At 61.3% G+C, this 16,393-nt stretch carries 20 protein-coding genes and 1 riboswitch; of the genes, 10 read left to right on the forward strand and 10 right to left on the reverse strand.

Annotated features, from left to right (window positions below; all coding sequences use genetic code 11):
- Positions 1–11 precede the first annotated feature (11 nt).
- The 4 genes from Q0887_RS09160 to Q0887_RS09175 are packed head-to-tail and all read left to right on the forward strand — an operon-like array spanning position 12 to position 1,952.
- A complete protein-coding gene (locus tag Q0887_RS09160; RefSeq protein ID WP_299194183.1) occupies positions 12–479 on the forward strand; it encodes a hypothetical protein in 468 nt (155 codons plus the stop codon).
- Positions 479–1,093: a DUF1214 domain-containing protein gene (locus Q0887_RS09165; RefSeq protein WP_299194185.1), complete on the forward strand. Its 615-nt coding sequence runs from the start codon at positions 479–481 to the stop codon at positions 1,091–1,093. The genes Q0887_RS09160 and Q0887_RS09165 overlap by 1 nt, the downstream gene beginning before the upstream one ends.
- On the forward strand, positions 1,090–1,575 hold the full coding sequence (locus tag Q0887_RS09170) for a DUF1254 domain-containing protein (RefSeq protein ID WP_299194187.1): 486 nt from the start codon (positions 1,090–1,092) through the stop codon (positions 1,573–1,575). Before Q0887_RS09165 ends, Q0887_RS09170 begins: the two co-directional genes overlap by 4 nt.
- Positions 1,572–1,952, forward strand: coding sequence for a RidA family protein (locus Q0887_RS09175; protein ID WP_299194189.1), 381 nt, complete (start codon positions 1,572–1,574; stop codon positions 1,950–1,952). The genes Q0887_RS09170 and Q0887_RS09175 overlap by 4 nt, the downstream gene beginning before the upstream one ends.
- On the opposite strand, the gene Q0887_RS09180 is transcribed toward Q0887_RS09175, so the two are convergent.
- Complete coding sequence (locus Q0887_RS09180; protein ID WP_299194191.1) at positions 1,949–2,368, reverse strand: hypothetical protein; 420 nt, start codon at positions 2,366–2,368, stop codon at positions 1,949–1,951. The two genes, Q0887_RS09175 and Q0887_RS09180, sit on opposite strands and share 4 nt — an antisense overlap.
- Before the next feature lie 137 nt (positions 2,369–2,505).
- Between Q0887_RS09180 and Q0887_RS09185 the strand changes: the two genes are divergently transcribed.
- Genes Q0887_RS09185 through mmsB form a run of 4 tightly spaced genes read left to right on the forward strand, consistent with a single transcriptional unit; the run spans position 2,506 to position 6,383 of the window.
- The gene (locus Q0887_RS09185; RefSeq protein WP_299195300.1) at positions 2,506–3,651 is read left to right on the forward strand and encodes an acyl-CoA dehydrogenase family protein; all 1,146 of its coding nucleotides are present in this window, start codon (positions 2,506–2,508) and stop codon (positions 3,649–3,651) included.
- Between the two features lie 14 nt (positions 3,652–3,665).
- A complete protein-coding gene (locus Q0887_RS09190; RefSeq protein ID WP_299194198.1) occupies positions 3,666–4,724 on the forward strand; it encodes an enoyl-CoA hydratase/isomerase family protein in 1,059 nt (352 codons plus the stop codon).
- Positions 4,721–5,515 carry an enoyl-CoA hydratase-related protein gene (locus tag Q0887_RS09195; protein WP_299194199.1) on the forward strand — a complete coding sequence of 265 codons (795 nt, stop codon included), beginning with the start codon at positions 4,721–4,723 and terminating at the stop codon, positions 5,513–5,515. The genes Q0887_RS09190 and Q0887_RS09195 overlap by 4 nt, the downstream gene beginning before the upstream one ends.
- Complete coding sequence (gene mmsB, locus Q0887_RS09200) at positions 5,472–6,383, forward strand: 3-hydroxyisobutyrate dehydrogenase (protein ID WP_299195302.1); 912 nt, start codon at positions 5,472–5,474, stop codon at positions 6,381–6,383. Before Q0887_RS09195 ends, mmsB begins: the two co-directional genes overlap by 44 nt.
- Here the strand turns inward: mmsB and Q0887_RS09205 are convergent.
- On the reverse strand, positions 6,370–7,095 hold the full coding sequence (locus tag Q0887_RS09205) for a hypothetical protein (protein WP_299194201.1): 726 nt from the start codon (positions 7,093–7,095) through the stop codon (positions 6,370–6,372). The genes mmsB and Q0887_RS09205 overlap by 14 nt on opposite strands.
- Positions 7,096–7,187: 92 nt before the next feature.
- Here Q0887_RS09205 and Q0887_RS09210 point away from each other — a divergent pair, with 92 nt between their 5' ends.
- Positions 7,188–7,985 carry an NTP transferase domain-containing protein gene (locus Q0887_RS09210; protein ID WP_299194203.1) on the forward strand — a complete coding sequence of 266 codons (798 nt, stop codon included), beginning with the start codon at positions 7,188–7,190 and terminating at the stop codon, positions 7,983–7,985.
- Between the two features lie 27 nt (positions 7,986–8,012).
- Positions 8,013–9,320, forward strand: coding sequence for an oligosaccharide flippase family protein (locus Q0887_RS09215; protein ID WP_299194204.1), 1,308 nt, complete (start codon positions 8,013–8,015; stop codon positions 9,318–9,320).
- Positions 9,321–9,332: 12 nt separating this feature from the next.
- Here Q0887_RS09215 and gcvPB read toward each other — a convergent pair whose 3' ends face one another.
- The 8 genes from gcvPB to Q0887_RS09255 form a co-directional block, all read right to left on the reverse strand.
- Positions 9,333–10,868, reverse strand: coding sequence for an aminomethyl-transferring glycine dehydrogenase subunit GcvPB (gcvPB, locus tag Q0887_RS09220; protein ID WP_299195304.1), 1,536 nt, complete (start codon positions 10,866–10,868; stop codon positions 9,333–9,335).
- 32 nt (positions 10,869–10,900) lie between these two features.
- Positions 10,901–12,277 carry an aminomethyl-transferring glycine dehydrogenase subunit GcvPA gene (gene gcvPA, locus Q0887_RS09225; RefSeq protein ID WP_299194205.1) on the reverse strand — a complete coding sequence of 459 codons (1,377 nt, stop codon included), beginning with the start codon at positions 12,275–12,277 and terminating at the stop codon, positions 10,901–10,903.
- Between the two features lie 8 nt (positions 12,278–12,285).
- Positions 12,286–12,744, reverse strand: a complete 459-nt coding sequence (locus tag Q0887_RS09230; RefSeq protein WP_299194207.1) for a hypothetical protein — start codon at positions 12,742–12,744, stop codon at positions 12,286–12,288.
- Complete coding sequence (gcvH, locus tag Q0887_RS09235) at positions 12,744–13,115, reverse strand: glycine cleavage system protein GcvH (RefSeq protein WP_299194208.1); 372 nt, start codon at positions 13,113–13,115, stop codon at positions 12,744–12,746. The genes Q0887_RS09230 and gcvH overlap by 1 nt, the downstream gene beginning before the upstream one ends.
- A 3-nt stretch (positions 13,116–13,118) precedes the next feature.
- Entirely contained in the window at positions 13,119–14,264 is a 1,146-nt protein-coding gene (gene gcvT / locus Q0887_RS09240) for a glycine cleavage system aminomethyltransferase GcvT (protein WP_299194210.1), read from the reverse strand.
- Between the two features lie 161 nt (positions 14,265–14,425).
- Positions 14,426–14,526: riboswitch (glycine riboswitch) on the reverse strand.
- Between the two features lie 124 nt (positions 14,527–14,650).
- Positions 14,651–15,001, reverse strand: a complete 351-nt coding sequence (gene csgH / locus Q0887_RS09245) for a curli-like amyloid fiber formation chaperone CsgH (protein WP_299194212.1) — start codon at positions 14,999–15,001, stop codon at positions 14,651–14,653.
- Positions 15,002–15,012: 11 nt separating this feature from the next.
- Positions 15,013–15,744, reverse strand: coding sequence for a hypothetical protein (locus tag Q0887_RS09250; RefSeq protein ID WP_299194214.1), 732 nt, complete (start codon positions 15,742–15,744; stop codon positions 15,013–15,015).
- Positions 15,745–15,755: 11 nt separating this feature from the next.
- Complete coding sequence (locus Q0887_RS09255) at positions 15,756–16,364, reverse strand: hypothetical protein (protein ID WP_299194216.1); 609 nt, start codon at positions 16,362–16,364, stop codon at positions 15,756–15,758.
- Between the last annotated feature and the right edge of the window lie 29 nt (positions 16,365–16,393).

Genomic DNA, 16,393 nt, shown 5'->3' on the forward strand with positions numbered 1-16,393 from the left:
GGGTGACGGCGATGCGCATCGTATTTCTTGCATTAGGCACGCTCGCCCTCGCCGCTTGCGGTGAAGCGCCGGAGCAGGCACCGCGCACCGAAAGCGAAGTGGCGCCTGACGAAGCTGCCGCTCCTGAGGCTGCCGCAGATACGGAAGATGGTTCACAATCGGCGCTCGCAAACCGCATACCAACCCGTTTCCACGGCGCGTGGGACTATGAAGGCGGCACCTGCGCACCGGAAAGCGATATGCGCATGGAAATCTCCTCTGCCGAAATCCTGTTCTACGAATCGATCGGCATCGTCACCGGTGTAGAGCATGAAGGCTATGACACCGTGGTCTCACTCGCGATGGAGGGCGAAGGCGAGACATGGGAGGAGAAAATCCGCCTCTCGCTAGTGGATGGAGATGGCACAAGCCGCTTGCACACTTCCGATGGCGAAATGCCCAAACAGGTCGATGATTATCCAAGGATGCCTTGCCCGTGATGCGCCGCTTGCTCACCTATCTCGCCTTCGGGACGGTTGGGATCGCCGTGGGCGCTTACACCGCATTCTCGATGGCGGGACTGCTTCCCGGCGACAGGCGCACGCAGGGGCCGATTGCGCTCAATCATTGGTACGGCGATTTTGCTATGGGGTCACAGGATGCCAGCCCCTATTTTCGCGCGCGGATTGCGCGACACGGCCTGCTGGCGCTCGCCAATTCCGAAGCGATCTATTTCACGCGCGGCGTCGATGATGACGGCCGACCGTTTAGCGAGGATTGCACATACCAGATGAGCGGCGGCTCGCTTCCGGCGCGGTGGTGGTCGGTCACGCTCTACAATTCCGACAATTTCCTCCCCGACAATGCCGACAATGCGCTCAGTTTCGATGCCAGCCGTGCAGAAGCGCAGGGCGGCGAGGATGGTGCATGGCAGGCGGTAATCGCGCCGCAAAGCTCCGGCGGCGATACAGGCTGGATTTCGAGCAGTGAGGGCGGCGATTTCGACCTGACCTTGCGGCTTTACGTTCCCGATGACGGCGTACTCGAAGATCCCGAAGGACTGATCGAAGCGCCATCGGTCGAGCGGATCGAGTGTGCAGGAGAGGCGGCATGATCAAACGCTTCGCCGGACCATTGCTGCTCGCGCTTGTTCTTGGCGCGGCGGCCCATGCGGCCATCGTCTTCTACGCGCCGTCCGTCATCATGGACCGCGCCTATACGATGATCGGCGAGCGCGGGACGCCGGTGCACGGATTTCAGTTGGGTCCGCAAATGCGCCCCGATACGCAGAGCGTTGTGCGTCCTTCGCCCGACCTTGCCTATTCAGGATGCCGATACGACCTGGCGCTTGCGCCCGATGGCGTGCGCGTGCGGATGGCCGCCTTTGACGGCTATTCCAGCCTCTCCTTCTTCGATGCACAGACCAACAATTTCCTCACCTTGCGCGGCGATGGCGAGGTGCGCGAAGTCACACTTACGCGCGAAAACAGCCCGAGCGAACGCGGCATCATCCTGATCCGGCGGCTGGCACCAACCGACGCCGACTACGCCCGGGTTGAGCAGATCGTTGTGAACGATGAATGCGAGGCATTATGAGACAACGCGCCACATCAGGCTCTCCCTACGAGGCTCAGTTCGGCTTTTGCCGCGCGATACGCGAAGGCAACCGCATCGTAGTCGCTGGCACCGGACCGGTTGAGCCCGACGGTTCGACCACACCGGGCGGCGTCGCGGAACAAGCAGATCGCTGCCTGACCATCATCGTTGCTGCAATCGAAGAGCTTGGCGGATCGGCCAAGAACGTGGTGCGCACCCGCATGCTCCTCACCGATCCCGCCGATCAGGATGCAGTAGGCGCAGTCCATGCGCGCTATTTTGGCGTAGCTCCACCCGCGGCCACCATGGCGGGTGTCGCGTGGCTGTGCCGTCCTGAATGGAAGGTCGAAATCGAAGCCGAGGCTGTGATTTCCTAGGCCAAAGCCTTGAAGCCTGGAGCAGATTCGTGCTGGTCTGTCAGGCGCTGCTCGACAATCTCGATCAGTTCAATCGTGTCCGCAGTCGCATCTAGCTCAGCCTGCGACACCAGCACGCGCGGATGCTCATCGCCGTTGGCTAACAGGATCGCCGGCAGCGCAATATCGTGGCCGGGATAGTCTGCCGAAAAGTCATCCTTGTGGTGGAACACAACCTCCAGCGGCAAGCTTTCCAGAAAGCGCCGCCACTCAGAATGCATCGCAACAGGACCGTAGGTTATGGCGCAAAGCGAACACGGATAGGTCGATGGCGATGCGATCTTCCACACCCCGTCCTTGATCATATTAAGGATGCCGCCATCGGCATTGTAGACGAGCAGCAGGCGCGCCGCGCGGAGCGATGAGCGTTTGGTCATATCAAAAGATACGCAGCCGGCCGCATTTGGGTTACTTTATTCCGCAAATTTCGCGGCTTTCCCTTCACATGTGACCTAGCAAACAAAGCAGGCCCCGCGCTCTTTTCTAAGCTTCCCACACGGTCTAGATGGAACGGATGCAAGGACAATTCTCCCTCACCGACGATCAGCTCGCGATCCAGGAAATGGCGCAGCGATTCACCGCCGACAACATTACGCCCTATGCCGGGGAGTGGGATGAAAAGAGCCACTTCCCGCGCGACGTTATCCAGCAGACGGGCGAGCTGGGCTTTGGCGCGATCTATGTCTCCGAAGAATCGGGCGGGATCGCGCTCGGGCGGCTCGAAGCGGCGCTGATCATGGAGGCGATGGCCTATGGCTGCCCTGCCACCAGCGCCTATATCTCGATCCATAATATGGCGAGCTGGATGATCGACCGCTTCGGCTCGGACGAGGTGAAATCGCGTTTCCTCCCCAAGCTCGTCACGATGGAGCATATCGCCAGCTACGCACTTACCGAGCCGGGCAGCGGTTCGGATGCAGCTGGGCTGAAGACCAGCGCGGTGCTGGACGGCGACCATTACGTGCTCAACGGCACCAAGCAGTTCATCAGCGGAAGCGGGTTCAACGACATCTATGTTGTGATGGTCCGAACCGGCGATCACAAATCAAAGGGTATCTCTTGCCTCGTGGTGGAAAAGGACACCCCGGGGCTGAGTTTCGGCAAGCCGGAAAAGAAGCTCGGCTGGAATGCCTCCCCCACGGCGCAGCTGATCTTTGAAGATTGCCGAGTGCCGGTGGCCAATCGCGTCGGAGCCGAGGGCGAAGGGTTCCGCTTTGCCATGGCAGGACTTGATGGCGGGCGCCTCAATATCGGTGCTTGCTCGCTCGGCGGAGCGCAGCGCTGTCTCGACGAAGCGATCAAATACACCAAGGATCGCAAGCAGTTCGACACGCCGATTGCCGACTTCCAAAACACGCAGTTCATGCTCGCCGACATGGCGACCGAGCTGGAGGCGGCGCGCGCGCTGCTCTACCTCGCCGCCGCCAAAGTCACCGAGAACGCGCCGGACAAGAGCCGCTTTTCCGCGATGGCCAAGCGGCTCGCCACCGACAGCGGCAGCAATGTTGTGAACAATGCGCTGCAACTGTTCGGCGGCTATGGCTATCTCAAGGAATATCCGATTGAGCGTTTCTGGCGCGATTTGAGGGTCCACTCGATCCTCGAAGGCACCAATCAGGTCATGCGCATGATCGTGGGCCGCGACTTGCTGCGCCAGTGAGGAATTAGAAGCCAATGACAGACGAAATTCTCACCCGCAAAGAGGGACGCGTCGGGCGCATATCGCTCAACCGTCCCAAGGCGCTCCACGCGCTGACGCTCGACATGTGCCACGCGATGAGCGCGGCGCTGAGTGAATGGGAGCACGACGCCGAAGTCGAGGCGGTGATGATTGACCATATGGAAGGCACGCGTGGCTTCTGCGCGGGCGGCGACATCGCTTTCCTGCGCGATTCTGCGCTCAATGATAGCGGCGCGTCGGGACGCAAGTTCTTCCACGACGAATATCAGCTCAACCACCAGCTCTTCACCTATCCCAAGCCGATTGTCGCCTTCATGGACGGCGTCACGATGGGCGGCGGCGTGGGCGTCTCACAGCCCGCCAAATTCCGTGTCGCGACCGAGAACACCCGCTTCGCCATGCCCGAAACCGGGATCGGCCTGTTCCCCGATGTCGGCGGCGGCTGGTTCCTCTCGCGCCTCGGCGGGCGGCTGGGCCAGTTCCTCGCGCTGACCGGCGCGCGGCTGAAGGGTGAGGAATGCCTGTGGGCGGGCCTCGCCACGCATTACGTGCCCAGCGAAATGCTCGAAGACCTGAAAGCTCGCATCATCGAAAGGCCGGGCCGGATCGCTGGCATCCTGTCAGAGCCGGTTGGCACGCCTCCCGAGGCGCGGATCGAGCAGAACGCACCCCGCATTGCCAAACACTTCGCCTCCGACACGTTCGAAGATATCATCGCCAGCCTTGAAGCAGCGATGACTGACGGAGACGAATGGGCGCAAAAGGAGCGCGACACGCTGGGCACCAAGAGCCCGCAGACCTGCAAGGTTGCCCTGCGCCAGCTTGCGACCAGCGCGACGCTCGACAATTTCGCCGATAACATGGTGATGGAATACCGCATCGCCAGCCGCGTCCTGACCCGCCCCGATTTCGCTGAGGGCGTGCGCGCAGTCATCAGCGACAAGACCCACGATCCCAAGTGGGATCCGGCAACACCCGAGGACGTGAGCGAAGCGCTAATCGACAGCATCTTCGCCCCGCTCCCCGCCGATGAGGAATGGAAGCCCCTATGAGCTACGAAACAATTCTGGTCGAGAAAGACGCGGGCGGCACCAAGGGTGTCACGCTGATGACGATCAATCGGCCCAAGGCACTGAACGCGCTCAACTCGAAGGTTCTCGAAGAGCTGATCCATGCCTTTGCCGCCTATCAAGCCGATGACAGCCAGCTTTGCGCAGTGCTTACCGGATCAGGCGAGAAGGCCTTTGCGGCGGGCGCTGACATCAAGGAGATGTCTGACAAGGCTGCGGCAGATTTCTATCTCGACGACTTCTTCTCCCCGTGGACGAGCGAGATCGTGAAGAAGACTCGCAAGCCGTGGATCGCGGCAGTGAACGGCTTTGCGCTGGGCGGCGGGTGTGAACTTGCGATGATGGCTGACTTCATCATCGCCTCCGACAATGCCAAATTCGGCCAGCCCGAAATCAAGCTTGGCGTGGCTCCCGGCATGGGCGGGTCGCAGCGCCTCACCCGCGCGATCGGCAAGTCGAAATCGATGGAAATGTGCCTCACGGGCCGGATGATGGGCGCCGAGGAAGCCGAACGCGCCAACCTGATCGTGCGCGTCGTGCCGCAAGCCGATCTGATCGCCGATGTGCTCAAGACCGCTGCCGTCATCGCTGCTATGCCCCCCATGGCGACGATTGCGAACAAGGAAATGGTCAATTCAGCCTTCGAAATGACGCTCGATCAGGGACTTATCGTCGAACGCCGCATCTTCCAGATCCTCACCGCTAGCGAGGACAAGGCCGAAGGCATGGCTGCGTTTATCGAGAAGCGCGAAGGTAACTGGAAGGGACGCTGACATGAAAATCGCATTCATCGGCCTCGGCAATATGGGCGGCGGGATGGCTGCTAATCTGGTGAAGGCCGGGCATGAAGTGCGCGCTTTCGACCTGAGCGCCCCTGCGCTGGAGGCCGCGCGCGAGGCTGGCTGCGCAACTTTCGACACCGCCAAGGAAGCGTGCGAGGGCGCCGAAGCGGTCGTCTCGATGCTGCCCAATGGCGCGATTGTGAAAGGCGTCTATACCAACGAAGTGATCGGCCATGCGCCTGCCGGTGCGGTGCTGCTCGATTGCTCGACCATCGACGTCGCCACTGCGCGCGAAGTGATCGAAGCGGCAACCAGTGCGGGCTATGACATGGTCGATGCGCCGGTGTCGGGCGGAATCGCAGCGGCCAATGGCGGCACGCTCACTTTCATGGTCGGCGGGACAGAAGCGGCGTTCCAGCGTGCAGAACCGATACTGAACGCGATGGGCAAGGCAGTGATCCATGCTGGCGATGCCGGAAATGGTCAGGCTGCGAAAATCTGCAACAACATGCTGCTAGCGATCCACATGATCGGCACGGCAGAGGCGTTTGCGATGGCAGAGAAGCTGGGCCTCGACGCGCAAACTTTCTACGATATTTCGAGCGTTTCGAGCGGGCAAAACTGGTCGATGACGAGCTACTGTCCGGTGCCCGGTGTCGGCCCGCAAAGCCCGTCTGACAATGACTATCAGGGCGGGTTCGCAAGCGCGTTGATGCTCAAGGATTTGAGGCTGGCGATGGAAGCGGCGGGCAGCGCGGATGCGAACACCCCGCTCGGCAAGCACGCGCAGGAAATCTACGAGGCCTTTGCCAAGGAAAACGGCGCACTCGATTTCTCGGCGATCATCAAGACGCTCTAATCTCGGCGATTATGCCTTCGAGCCATTCGCGCGGAGCTTTGCGCCGTCCGATATCGGCGACGAATTCCTGACCGCGCGCGACGCTGCGCAGCCTGCCGCCTCTGAGCCAGCGATCCGCGCGGTCGTGATAGGACAGCCCGCCGTGCTTGAGCCACGCAGGCCGCGTCCACAGGCTCGGCGGACCTTCGGGCACGGTTAACCGCAAGGCTTCGCTTGCTCGCGCTGCCACCCGCCCCTCACCGCGCCAGATCACGTCATTGGAGCTGTGCATGGAAAGCGCATGGGGGTGTGCGATGTCGACAAGCTCGCGCGGAATGCCCTCAGCCAGCCGGATCATCTCTTCGACGCGCAGATAGCCAAAGATGCGGTGATGCAGCTCGCGCGTCTTCTCTTCACCGAACAGACCGAAGAAGACGAAGACATCGCCCACGCCGACGCCCTGCCCCTCCAGATGCGTTTGCGCCGCGCTGTGCTGGCCGAATGCGCATGTGCCATCGTCCAGAAACATAGGATCGTGGTGGCACAGATCGCCTGCACCCAACTTGCCCCGGCTTGCTTTCGCGGCGTGTTCTCCAAGGCCCAAATCGCCATAAGTGGTCGCGCTAGCGGTTCCCGCTGGGATTGGCAGACTCAACGGACGGCCATCGACAATCGGCGACGGCCCGCCCCCGGAGCTTGAGTCAAAACCCTTGCGAGAGAAGATGATCCGCATGTCGCGTGCCTTGTGAACCGCGACCAAAAGTTTCTCAAGCCAGTCTATTCCTTGCTTTGCGCAGAGGCATGTTAGGCGCTAAAGCTCTGTCCATGACACAGGATAGAAAAGTCACCGCGCTCATCATGGCTGGCAAACGCTCGGGCGCGCTCGATCCGCTCGCCGCCAATGCAGGTGTGGCGCAGAAATGCGTCGTCCCGGTCTTGGGCGTTCCAATGGTCGAGCGCGTAGTCAAACAGGTCGCCGCTTGTGATCGGGTCGGCGCGATCCGCATCATTGCGCATGAGCCGGACGAAATTGCTGCAATCCCCTCGATTGCCGCGCTGATCGAAGAAGGCCGCCTGACCTTTGCCGAGGGCAAGTTCAACATCGTCGACAGCGTGTTTTCGGGCGCAGAAGGCGCGGAATATCCGCTGCTGATCACCACCGCGGACAATTGCCTCGTCACGCCCGACGGCTATGCCGAGTTTATCGACAAGTGCTTTGCCGCCGAAGCCGGCGGAGCAGCAGGTTTGGCGCGCAAGGAAGACGTGATCGCCGCCGATCCCGAGGGGCAAAGCAAGTTCTACCAGTTCAAGGATGGCGGTTTTTCCAACTGCAACATGTACTGGATCGGCAGTCCCGAGGCGCTCAGCGCAGCCGAGATCATGCGCGGCGGCGGGCAATTCGTGAAGTTCCCCAGCCGCATCATCAAGGCATTCGGCCTGATGAACCTCATCCGCTTCCGCCTTGGCAATGGCTCAAAGGAAAAGCTGTTCGAGCAGGTTTCCAAGCGCTTCGGCTTCAAGATGGTGCCGGTCGAATTGTCGGACGGGCACTATGCCATCGACGTCGACAACCAGCGCACATTCGATGTGACCGAGCGCATCCTCAAACGCCGCGCCGGTTAATTTGAGCCTGAGGCAGAACGTGCGCGCATGAAGCGCCTATTCACCAATATGGGCTGGCTGCTCACAGGGCGTGGTTTCAACGCCGCGATGAGCATCGTCTATCTGCCCATCGCGACCTACACGCTGGGTATCGAGCTGTTCGGTTATTGGGCGATCATCATCGCGCTGGGTCAGGCGGTGACGGGCCTCGCCAATTTCCAGACCTGGCAGTTTGTGGTGCGCTGGGGAGCGAATGGCAGCGGGCCTGCTGCTGCAACCGGATTTGCCATCGCGCTCGATCTGTTGAGCGTTGCGCTAGGAACAGTCGCCGCCGCCATTGTGGTGCTGACAGCGCAGCTTTGGCTGCCATTGCCCGATGATCTGTTGTGGCTGACCTTTGGCTTTTGCGTGGCATCTTTGCTGTCGATCCGGACCACGCCGATTGGCCTGTTGCGACTGCGCTTTGAATATAAGAAGGCGACCGCAGCCGAAGCGGTTCAGCCGCTCATCCGTGTGATCGGGGCTTTGCTGGCCTGGCAGTTCTATCCCACAGTTGCCGGTTTCGTCATTGCTTGGGCCGCTTCGGAAGTTTGCGTCGCCATCGCGCTGTGGGTGGTCGCTGCACGGCATGAGCGGATTGACCTAAGCCAGATCAGCCTCACCAAAATCCCCGCCCAGCATAAGGATGCGTGGCGCTTTGTCTGGTCGACCAACATGTCCGGCACCCTCACCATTGCAGGCAAGCAGGTGATGATCCTGATGGTTGGCGCGATTGGCGGAGAAGCGCTGGCGGGCGGTTTCCGCATTGCCAGCCAGCTGGGTCAAGCGCTGGTGATCCTTGCGCAGACAGTCGGCAAGGCGATTTATCCCGAGCTGGTTCACTCCAAAGATCAGGCCCTGATGATCGCGCGCCGGATGGCTAATATCGCGCTGATTGCCGGTGTTCTGGCGGTGATGGGCGCGCTGTTTGGCGGGCGCTGGGCGCTTTACCTCCTAGCGCCGCCGGAGTTTTCGGGCTTCTACTGGGCGATGGTGATCCTCTCTATCGCGGGCGCGGTCGAACTGATCGGGGCGAGCCTGGAATCGCTGCTGGTCTCGGCGGGGCGCGCTGGTACCGCCTTTGTGGTGCGCGCGATCCCAACCCTTCTCGCGCTGGTCTTGCTCGACGTGGCAATCAACTGGAACGGCGCGAAAGGCGCGGCCTTTGCGATGCTCGGATCAAGCTCCCTGGCCGTGATCGGGTTTTACGTGGCGATCCTCAACCTGCGGGAAATCCGCTTCGACGTGACCGAGGAAAGCCGCAAGGCGGGCGGCGAGCCAGCCGATCCGACTGACGCGCCGCCGTTCAAGAGTTAGCTCTAAGGCTGATCAGGCCTCTTGCTCAGGCTCCCACGCCAGCTTGGGCTTGCGTGCGGCAGCGGTTTCATCGAGGCGGCGACGCGGCGCGTAGTATGGCGCTTGCTTGAGGCTCTCGTCACCCGCCTTCGCGCGTTCGACCAGCGAGCGGAATGCGGTGATGAACTGGTCAATCGCCGCCTTGCTCTCTGTCTCGGTCGGCTCGACCAGCATTGCGCCGTGCACCACCAGCGGGAAATAGACCGTCATCGGGTGATAGCCTTCGTCGATCAGTCCCTTGGCCAGATCGAGCGTCGATAGCCCGCCAGCAAAGTCCTTATCGCCGAACAGCGCCTCGTGCATGCAAGGGCCGCTATCGGCAAAGGGCGCATGCAGCACATCCTCCATCGAGCGCAGGATGTAATTGGCATTGAGCACCGCGTCTTCCGACACCTGTTTCAAGCCGTCAGCACCGTGGCTGAGCATATAGGTCAGCGCGCGGGTAAACATGCCGATCTGGCCGTGGAACGCCGTCATACGGCCAAAGGCGTTCGCCCGAGTGGCTTCGCGCTGTTCCTCCTCGACCAGTTCGAATGTCCCGTCGCCCGCCTCGCGGACGAAGGGCAGCGGCGCGAAAGGCGCGAGCGCTTCAGAGAAGACCACCGGCCCTGAACCCGGTCCGCCGCCGCCATGAGGGGTGGAGAAGGTCTTATGCAGATTGATATGCATCGCATCGACGCCGAGGTCGCCGGGACGCACGCGGCCCACAATGGCGTTGAAATTCGCGCCGTCGCAATAGACGTAGCCGCCCGCTTCATGGACCGCATCGGCGATTGTGCGGAAATCCTTCTCGAACAACCCGCAAGTGTTGGGATTGGTGATCATCACCGCTGCGACGTCCGGACCAAGCCGTGCTTTGAGCGCCTCGACATCGACGCGGCCTTCAGCGGTCGCGGGAATGTCTTCTACTTTGTATCCCGCAAAGGCGGCAGTGGCCGGATTGGTGCCATGCGCGCTTTCGGGCACAAGCACGACCTCGCGCGCATCGCCGCGCGCTTCGTGGGCTGCGCGGATCGCGAGGATCCCGCACAGCTCGCCATGCGCGCCCGCTTTGGGGCTCATCGCAACCGACGGCATGCCGGTGAGTTTGCACAGCCAGTCACCCAGCTCGTGGATCACTTGCAATGCACCCTGCACGCTCTGCTTCGGGGCAAGCGGGTGAATATCGGCAAAGCCCGGCATCCGCGCGACTTTCTCGTTGAGGCGCGGATTGTGCTTCATCGTGCAACTGCCGAGCGGGAAGAAACCAAGGTCGATCCCGAAATTCTGGCGGCTGAGGCGGGTGTAGTGGCGAGTCGCCTCGGGCTCGGTCAGGCCAACAAGGCCAATCGGCTCGCTGCGTGCAAGTCCGCCCAGACGCGTGGGCGCTGACGGGTCGAGCGGCGGAAGGTCAACGCCGGTAATCTCAGCCTGACCAACCTCGAACAGCAGCGGCTCTTCGAGCATCAGCGCGCGGTTGCCTGTGGTCGTGCTGGGACCGTTGTGCATGCCATCCTCGGCAACGGTCATTTCAGGTTTCCAGCCGGATTTGTTGGGGGTGCTCATGCTGCATTCTCCCCGACCAGCGAGGCAATTGCGGCTGCAAGCGCCTCGATATCTTCCTCGGTTGTTGTCTCGGTGACAGCAACCAACAGCGCCTGCTCCAGCGCCTCGACACACGGATAGAGTCGCCCGAGCGACACCCCGCCCAGAATGCCGCGATCCGCCAGTTTGCGCACGATCTCGCGCGCGGGCCTGCCGTCTAGCAGCAGTGTAAACTCGTTGAAGAACGCATTGTTGAGCACGCGCACGCCCGGCACCTCGGCCAGCCGGTCCGCTGCAATGCAGGCGAGCCGGTGGTTCTCCGCTGCCAGTTCGCGCAAGCCCCGCTCACCGAGCAGCGTCATATGCGCGCTGAATGCAAGTGCGCAGAGGCCGGAATTGGTGCAGATATTCGAAGTCGCCTTCTCGCGGCGAATGTGCTGCTCGCGGGTTGAAAGCGTGAGCACATATCCGCGCTTGCCCTCTGCATCCTGCGTCTCGCCGCAGAGCCGACCGGGCATCTGGCGCACATGTTTGGGATCGCGCACCGCGAACAGGCCAAGATACGGCCCACCAAATTGCAAGCCGACGCCGATTGACTGGCCTTCGCCTACGACAATATCCGCGCCTTGCTCACCCGGCGACTTGATCGCACCCAAGGCAACCGGCTCGGTATTCACAACCACCAGCAGCGCGCCTTTTGCATGCGCGGCCTCAGCAATCGGAGCCAGATCGGTAATCCGGCCGAGAATGTCGGGATATTGCACCACGACGCAGGCCGTCTCGTCGTCGATCCGCGCGATGATCCCGGCGCTATCGGGTTCGGCCTGCATCGCAGGCTGGGCATCGGCGATTGTGTCACCTGTGAAGTGCGCCATCGTCCGCACCACTTCGGCATAATGCGGGTGGAGCGCGCCAGAAAGCACCGCGCGTTTGCGCCGCGTAACGCGGGTCGCCATCGCAACCGCCTCCCAGCACGCCGTCGATCCGTCATAGAGCGAGGCATTGGCGACCGCGCAGCCATAGAGCCGCGCAACCTGCGTCTGGAATTCGAACAGCATCTGCAGCGTGCCCTGCGCAATCTCGGGCTGGTAGGGCGTGTAGGCGGTCAGAAACTCGCCGCGCTGAATGATGTGATCGACACTCGCCGGAACATGATGGCGATAGGCCCCTGCGCCAAGGAAGAACGGTGCATCACCCGCAGCGAGGTTCTTCGCCGCGCGCGCGCGCATATGGCGTTCAACCGCCATCTCCGACGCATGCATCGGCAATTCGCGGATAGGCCCGTCGAGCTGCGCGAAAGCGGGAACATCGACGAACAGATCGTCAATCGAAGACGCACCGACGCGCTCAAGCATCTCGCTGCGGTCGGTATCGGTCAGTGGAAGGTAACGCATAACTTTTCCTAAAATATGATCTTGCGTACGGATTGCGGTCGAATGTCGTCACAGCGATCAAGGCAACCGAACTGAATTCCACTTTCGTCCGGCGGTTTGCGCCACTGCGCGTTGATCTCGCCGACGATCACGACTTCGTTGAACTGCATTAGTAACGCGGAAGCATCGAAACCATCATTGGATCCCACACTTAGGCTCCGATCAAAAGCTGGCATCCATTCTTCATCCGGGAGCTCCCGGTATGCCGCGACTTTCTCGGCATCCTCGAGATTGCTGAAGATTGCGCAGTTTGTTCCGTAACATTCGCCAAGCCAGCCGTGCACGGAGACTGTCTTTCCATCCAATTCGCTTTGCGACGAACTGATATCAGCCAAAACCTCCTCGACGGAGTACACATCGTCTGGCTTAGAGAGCGCACAACCGCCGAGCATCAGGGACAAACCAGCAAAGGCGACCGCGCGCAGCATCACAGATTGTCGACGAACGCCTTGTAGCCTTTGTCGTCCATCAGGCCTTCGAGTTCGGACTTGTCGCCGATTGTCATGCGGAAGAACCAGCCATCTTCTTCTGGCGAGGAATTGACCAAAGCGGGCTCATCTTCGAGTGCGCCGTTGCCTTCGGTCACTTCGCCGCTGATCGGAGCGTAGACGTCGCTGGCGGCCTTGACGCTTTCGACCACAGCAGCATCGCCGCCCTTGTCGAGCATCGAGCCTACATCGGGCAGTTCGACAAAGACGATGTCGCCCAATTGCTCCTGCGCATAGTCGGTGATGCCGACGGTGGCGCTGTCGCCTTCGACGTCGATCCATTCATGTTCATCGGTAAAGTAACGCGGCATTGATCAATTCCCCCTGTAATAATTATGCGGGACAAACGGCATGGGTGTAACGGTGGCTGGAAGGCGCTTCTTGCGCACTTCGCAGGTCAGTTCTGTGCCTTCCAAGGCGTGCTGTGTATCGACATAGGCCATCGCAATCGGGTGGCCGAGCGTGGGCGAGAAGCCGCCGCTGGTCACGGTGCCAACCTTGGTGTCGCCTGCATAGACTTCGGCCCCTTCGCGCGCGGGCATGCGGCCATCGATCGCAAGGCCAACGCATTTGCGTGCAGTTCCTTCGGTGATCTCGCGGCAAATCCGTTCTGCGCCCATAAATCCGCCTTCGCTGCGGCGACGCTTGTTGATGCCGAATATCAGGCCCGCTTCGATGGGACTGATTTCGGGCGAAAGATCGTGGCCATAAAGCGGCAATCCCGCCTCAAGACGCAGACTGTCGCGCGCGCCCAAGCCGATGGGCAGAACTTCGGGCTCGCCGCAAAGCAGGTCTGCGACTTCCGCAGCGGCGCTGGCGGGCAGCGAAATCTCGAACCCGTCCTCGCCAGTATATCCAGCGCGCGCAATCGTCACATCGTGACCACCAAGCTGAAACTGGCCAAAGCGCATGAAGGTTAGATCGGAAAGCGAATATTCGCCGCTCGCATGGCGCGCCAGAGCGTCGGCCGCTTTCGGACCCTGCAAGGCCAGCAGCGCCTGATCTTCCATATGGTGCAGCGTGATCTCGTCGGGCAGATGTTCGCGCAGATAGCCGATATCGTCATATTTACACGCGCCGTTGACGACGAGATAGAGGTGGTTCGGCCAGCGCGATACCATCAGATCATCAAGCACCCCGCCATGCTCGTCGAGCAGCAGTGAATAGCGCTGTCGGCCCAGCTTCAGGGTCGACAAGTCGATCGGAAGAATAGCCTCGACCGCTGCATCCAGCCCATCGCCCGACAGCAAGAGCTGACCCATATGCGAGACATCGAACAGGCCCGCATTCTCGCGCGTCCAATTGTGTTCACCCACGATCCCGCCATGCTCTCCGGCATATTGGATCGGCATTTCATAGCCGGCAAACGGCACCATACGCGCGCCCTTTGCACGGTGCCATGCATCGAGCGGCAAAGTGCCAAGCTCGGGAGTTTCTTCGTCTATCTGGTCGTCGCTCAAAATCAGTTTCCCGAACAGGTATTCGACGCCTCACGATCAAAGCATCGTTCCTGCCCCCTCTGTCGGGAAAACCTGAGAGCTTAGCGATGGCTATGTCACAAGCCGGCGCCTTCCCCTTCGGTGGCAGCAGGCATAGCCCGCCGCGCTTTCCAGAGTGCCTGTGCCGTGACGCGGTCCGTTTGCCTGAGAGTTTCCGGGGCGGTTGCTCCTTCGGCGCCGAGCCCCCTTGCAAAAAGGGCCAAGTCTCTCCCGCGAAAGACGCCGGAATCACTCCCGGCAGGCGCTTCGTGTCTTGCCCAAGCATCGCCGCACGTCAATCGCGTAGCGACAGCTTGTCAGGAAAAATATGCGGAAATGCGGCTTTTAGGGGGAAATACTCCGCGCGCTCAGCAATCGCCAGCAGTGAGCGTGTAGCTTTGGCCGCTCGCTTCGGTCACTTCGACCGTTGCGCACCAGCCATCGCCGATATTGGTCCTCAGACGCGAGAGCACGTGGCGATCGCCTGCAGCAATGCTGGTATTGCCGCTGTGCCGAGAGCGCGAGCCGCCGACCAGTTCGAGCTCATACTCGACTTGCTGCGTTACCGGCGAATTGGCGACGAGCTGGATTTCGACCATGTCGCCGCTCTCTTCGACATCGAGCGTTAGAGCGCGCGTGGTCTCCGAATGCGCGCTTCCGGCTGTGCCGAATGCCAGCGCGATGGCGGTTGCAGCCATTCCCTTGGCAAGATTGCGCATTTTCGCTCTCCTCAGTTCCCGCCCAATTGCTGGACGATTGCAGCGACCAGAGCCTGCGTTTCCTGCGATAGCTCGCCGTTCGGATCGCCCTCTGCATCGGTTGCCTGACTGTCGCTTAACGTCTGATTGCCGAGCGCTACGGAAGCGATCACCTGATTGGAGAAATTGTTCGAATTGCCGGTGTTGCGCGACAGTCGGTTGATCGCCGCCTCGAGCGTCGCCACGCGTTCGCTATCGAGCCCGCCGCCCAGCAGACTGTCTTCAGCCGAGCCGCTGTCCGCCTGTGCAAAGTCAGCCGAGCGGGTTTCGATCCGCCGGGCGCACAATTCCTGCAAAGCGGGAATGTCGCTGCCGCGGTCGCAAATATCGGTGCCTTCAACCGCTTCGAGCAGAACCTGCCGTTCAGCCGCGGAAAGTTGCGCGAGCGCCTGCGATGAATTGCCGTCGGAAAGCTGCGCGACTTCTTCCTGCGGAGCATCGCTGGCCGGCAATTGCTGCGATTGGGCGGACCGCGCGCGGGCCACGCTGTCGGGCGTGATCGCGTCGGGGAAGTAGACTTTGGAAGACTGGTCTTCGATCTGTGCAGGGGCCTGCGCGGCAGTGCTTTGACCGGTCGGCGCTTGCTCGACATAGACCGATTGGGCTTGCGTGTTCGATTGCGCCAGCGCGCCGGTCGCGGCGGCGAGTGCGATGCAGGCCAGACTGGCCGAGGCGGCGAAGAGGCGGGTGTGTTTGCTCAGCACCTGCCCTCCGCTCAGTTCGACTGCGAGATGATTGCCACCGCGCCGCCGGTCTGGACGATGTTGAGATCGGACAGGCCGGTTCCGTTCTGGGTCCATTCAAGGCGGTTGCCGTCGCTGAGCTGGGTGGCGGTCATCGCATTGGCATCACCGGTCTGCGTCAGCGTCGCCTGATTGTCACTGCCGTCCTGCGCCAGTGTAATCGTGTTGCCATTGCCGTTCTGGACGATCTCCGCAAGCGAGCCGAGCCCGCCGGGATTGTTCTGATAGATATCGGCGCTGTTGCCATTGCCCAGCTGCGCGAGGGACAATTCAACGTCGCCATCGCCTTCCTGCAGCACAGCCATTTCGTTGTCGTCGCCGCTCTGCTCTACAGAGGCGCTATCATCGCCGCTGTCGCGCTGTTCGATATTGGCGAGATTGCCAGACCCGTCCTGATCCACCGTAGCGCTTTGCGTAGTGCCCGCCGACTGGTCGAGCTCGATCGTGTTTCCGGTGCCGATTTGATCGATGAAGACGCTGTTCGACTGCGCGGCGAGCGGTGCCGAGATGAGCGCCGCTGCCAGCACAGTGCCAGTAAGCAGGCCATTCCGGCCGGTCAGGTTAGCAAAAGTCGACTTCATGGTCACATCATACTCGATTTCTTGGTCGA

Source organism: uncultured Erythrobacter sp., assembly GCF_947492365.1.
In the GTDB taxonomy this organism is placed as follows: Bacteria; Pseudomonadota; Alphaproteobacteria; order Sphingomonadales; family Sphingomonadaceae; genus Erythrobacter.

Excerpts from the sequence above, each read along its gene's own strand:
- Q0887_RS09255 (WP_299194216.1), bottom strand. The coding sequence starts at position 16,364 with ATGAAGTCGACTTTTGCTAACCTGACCGGCCGGAATGGCCTGCTTACT.
- Q0887_RS09205 (WP_299194201.1), bottom strand. The coding sequence starts at position 7,095 with ATGCGGATCATCTTCTCTCGCAAGGGTTTTGACTCAAGCTCCGGGGGC.
- Q0887_RS09165 (WP_299194185.1), top strand. The coding sequence starts at position 479 with ATGCGCCGCTTGCTCACCTATCTCGCCTTCGGGACGGTTGGGATCGCC.
- Q0887_RS09185 (WP_299195300.1), top strand. The coding sequence starts at position 2,506 with ATGCAAGGACAATTCTCCCTCACCGACGATCAGCTCGCGATCCAGGAA.
- Q0887_RS09230 (WP_299194207.1), bottom strand. The coding sequence starts at position 12,744 with ATGCTGCGCGCGGTCGCCTTTGCTGGTTTGTCCCTGATGCTCGGCGGT.
- Q0887_RS09210 (WP_299194203.1), top strand. The coding sequence starts at position 7,188 with ATGACACAGGATAGAAAAGTCACCGCGCTCATCATGGCTGGCAAACGC.
- Q0887_RS09175 (WP_299194189.1), top strand. The coding sequence starts at position 1,572 with ATGAGACAACGCGCCACATCAGGCTCTCCCTACGAGGCTCAGTTCGGC.
- Q0887_RS09190 (WP_299194198.1), top strand. The coding sequence starts at position 3,666 with ATGACAGACGAAATTCTCACCCGCAAAGAGGGACGCGTCGGGCGCATA.
- Q0887_RS09160 (WP_299194183.1), top strand. The coding sequence starts at position 12 with ATGCGCATCGTATTTCTTGCATTAGGCACGCTCGCCCTCGCCGCTTGC.
- gcvPB (WP_299195304.1), bottom strand. The coding sequence starts at position 10,868 with ATGACCGTTGCCGAGGATGGCATGCACAACGGTCCCAGCACGACCACA.
- Q0887_RS09170 (WP_299194187.1), top strand. The coding sequence starts at position 1,090 with ATGATCAAACGCTTCGCCGGACCATTGCTGCTCGCGCTTGTTCTTGGC.
- Q0887_RS09215 (WP_299194204.1), top strand. The coding sequence starts at position 8,013 with ATGAAGCGCCTATTCACCAATATGGGCTGGCTGCTCACAGGGCGTGGT.
- Q0887_RS09195 (WP_299194199.1), top strand. The coding sequence starts at position 4,721 with ATGAGCTACGAAACAATTCTGGTCGAGAAAGACGCGGGCGGCACCAAG.
- Q0887_RS09180 (WP_299194191.1), bottom strand. The coding sequence starts at position 2,368 with ATGACCAAACGCTCATCGCTCCGCGCGGCGCGCCTGCTGCTCGTCTAC.
- gcvH (WP_299194208.1), bottom strand. The coding sequence starts at position 13,115 with ATGCCGCGTTACTTTACCGATGAACATGAATGGATCGACGTCGAAGGC.
- gcvPA (WP_299194205.1), bottom strand. The coding sequence starts at position 12,277 with ATGCGTTACCTTCCACTGACCGATACCGACCGCAGCGAGATGCTTGAG.
- csgH (WP_299194212.1), bottom strand. The coding sequence starts at position 15,001 with ATGCGCAATCTTGCCAAGGGAATGGCTGCAACCGCCATCGCGCTGGCA.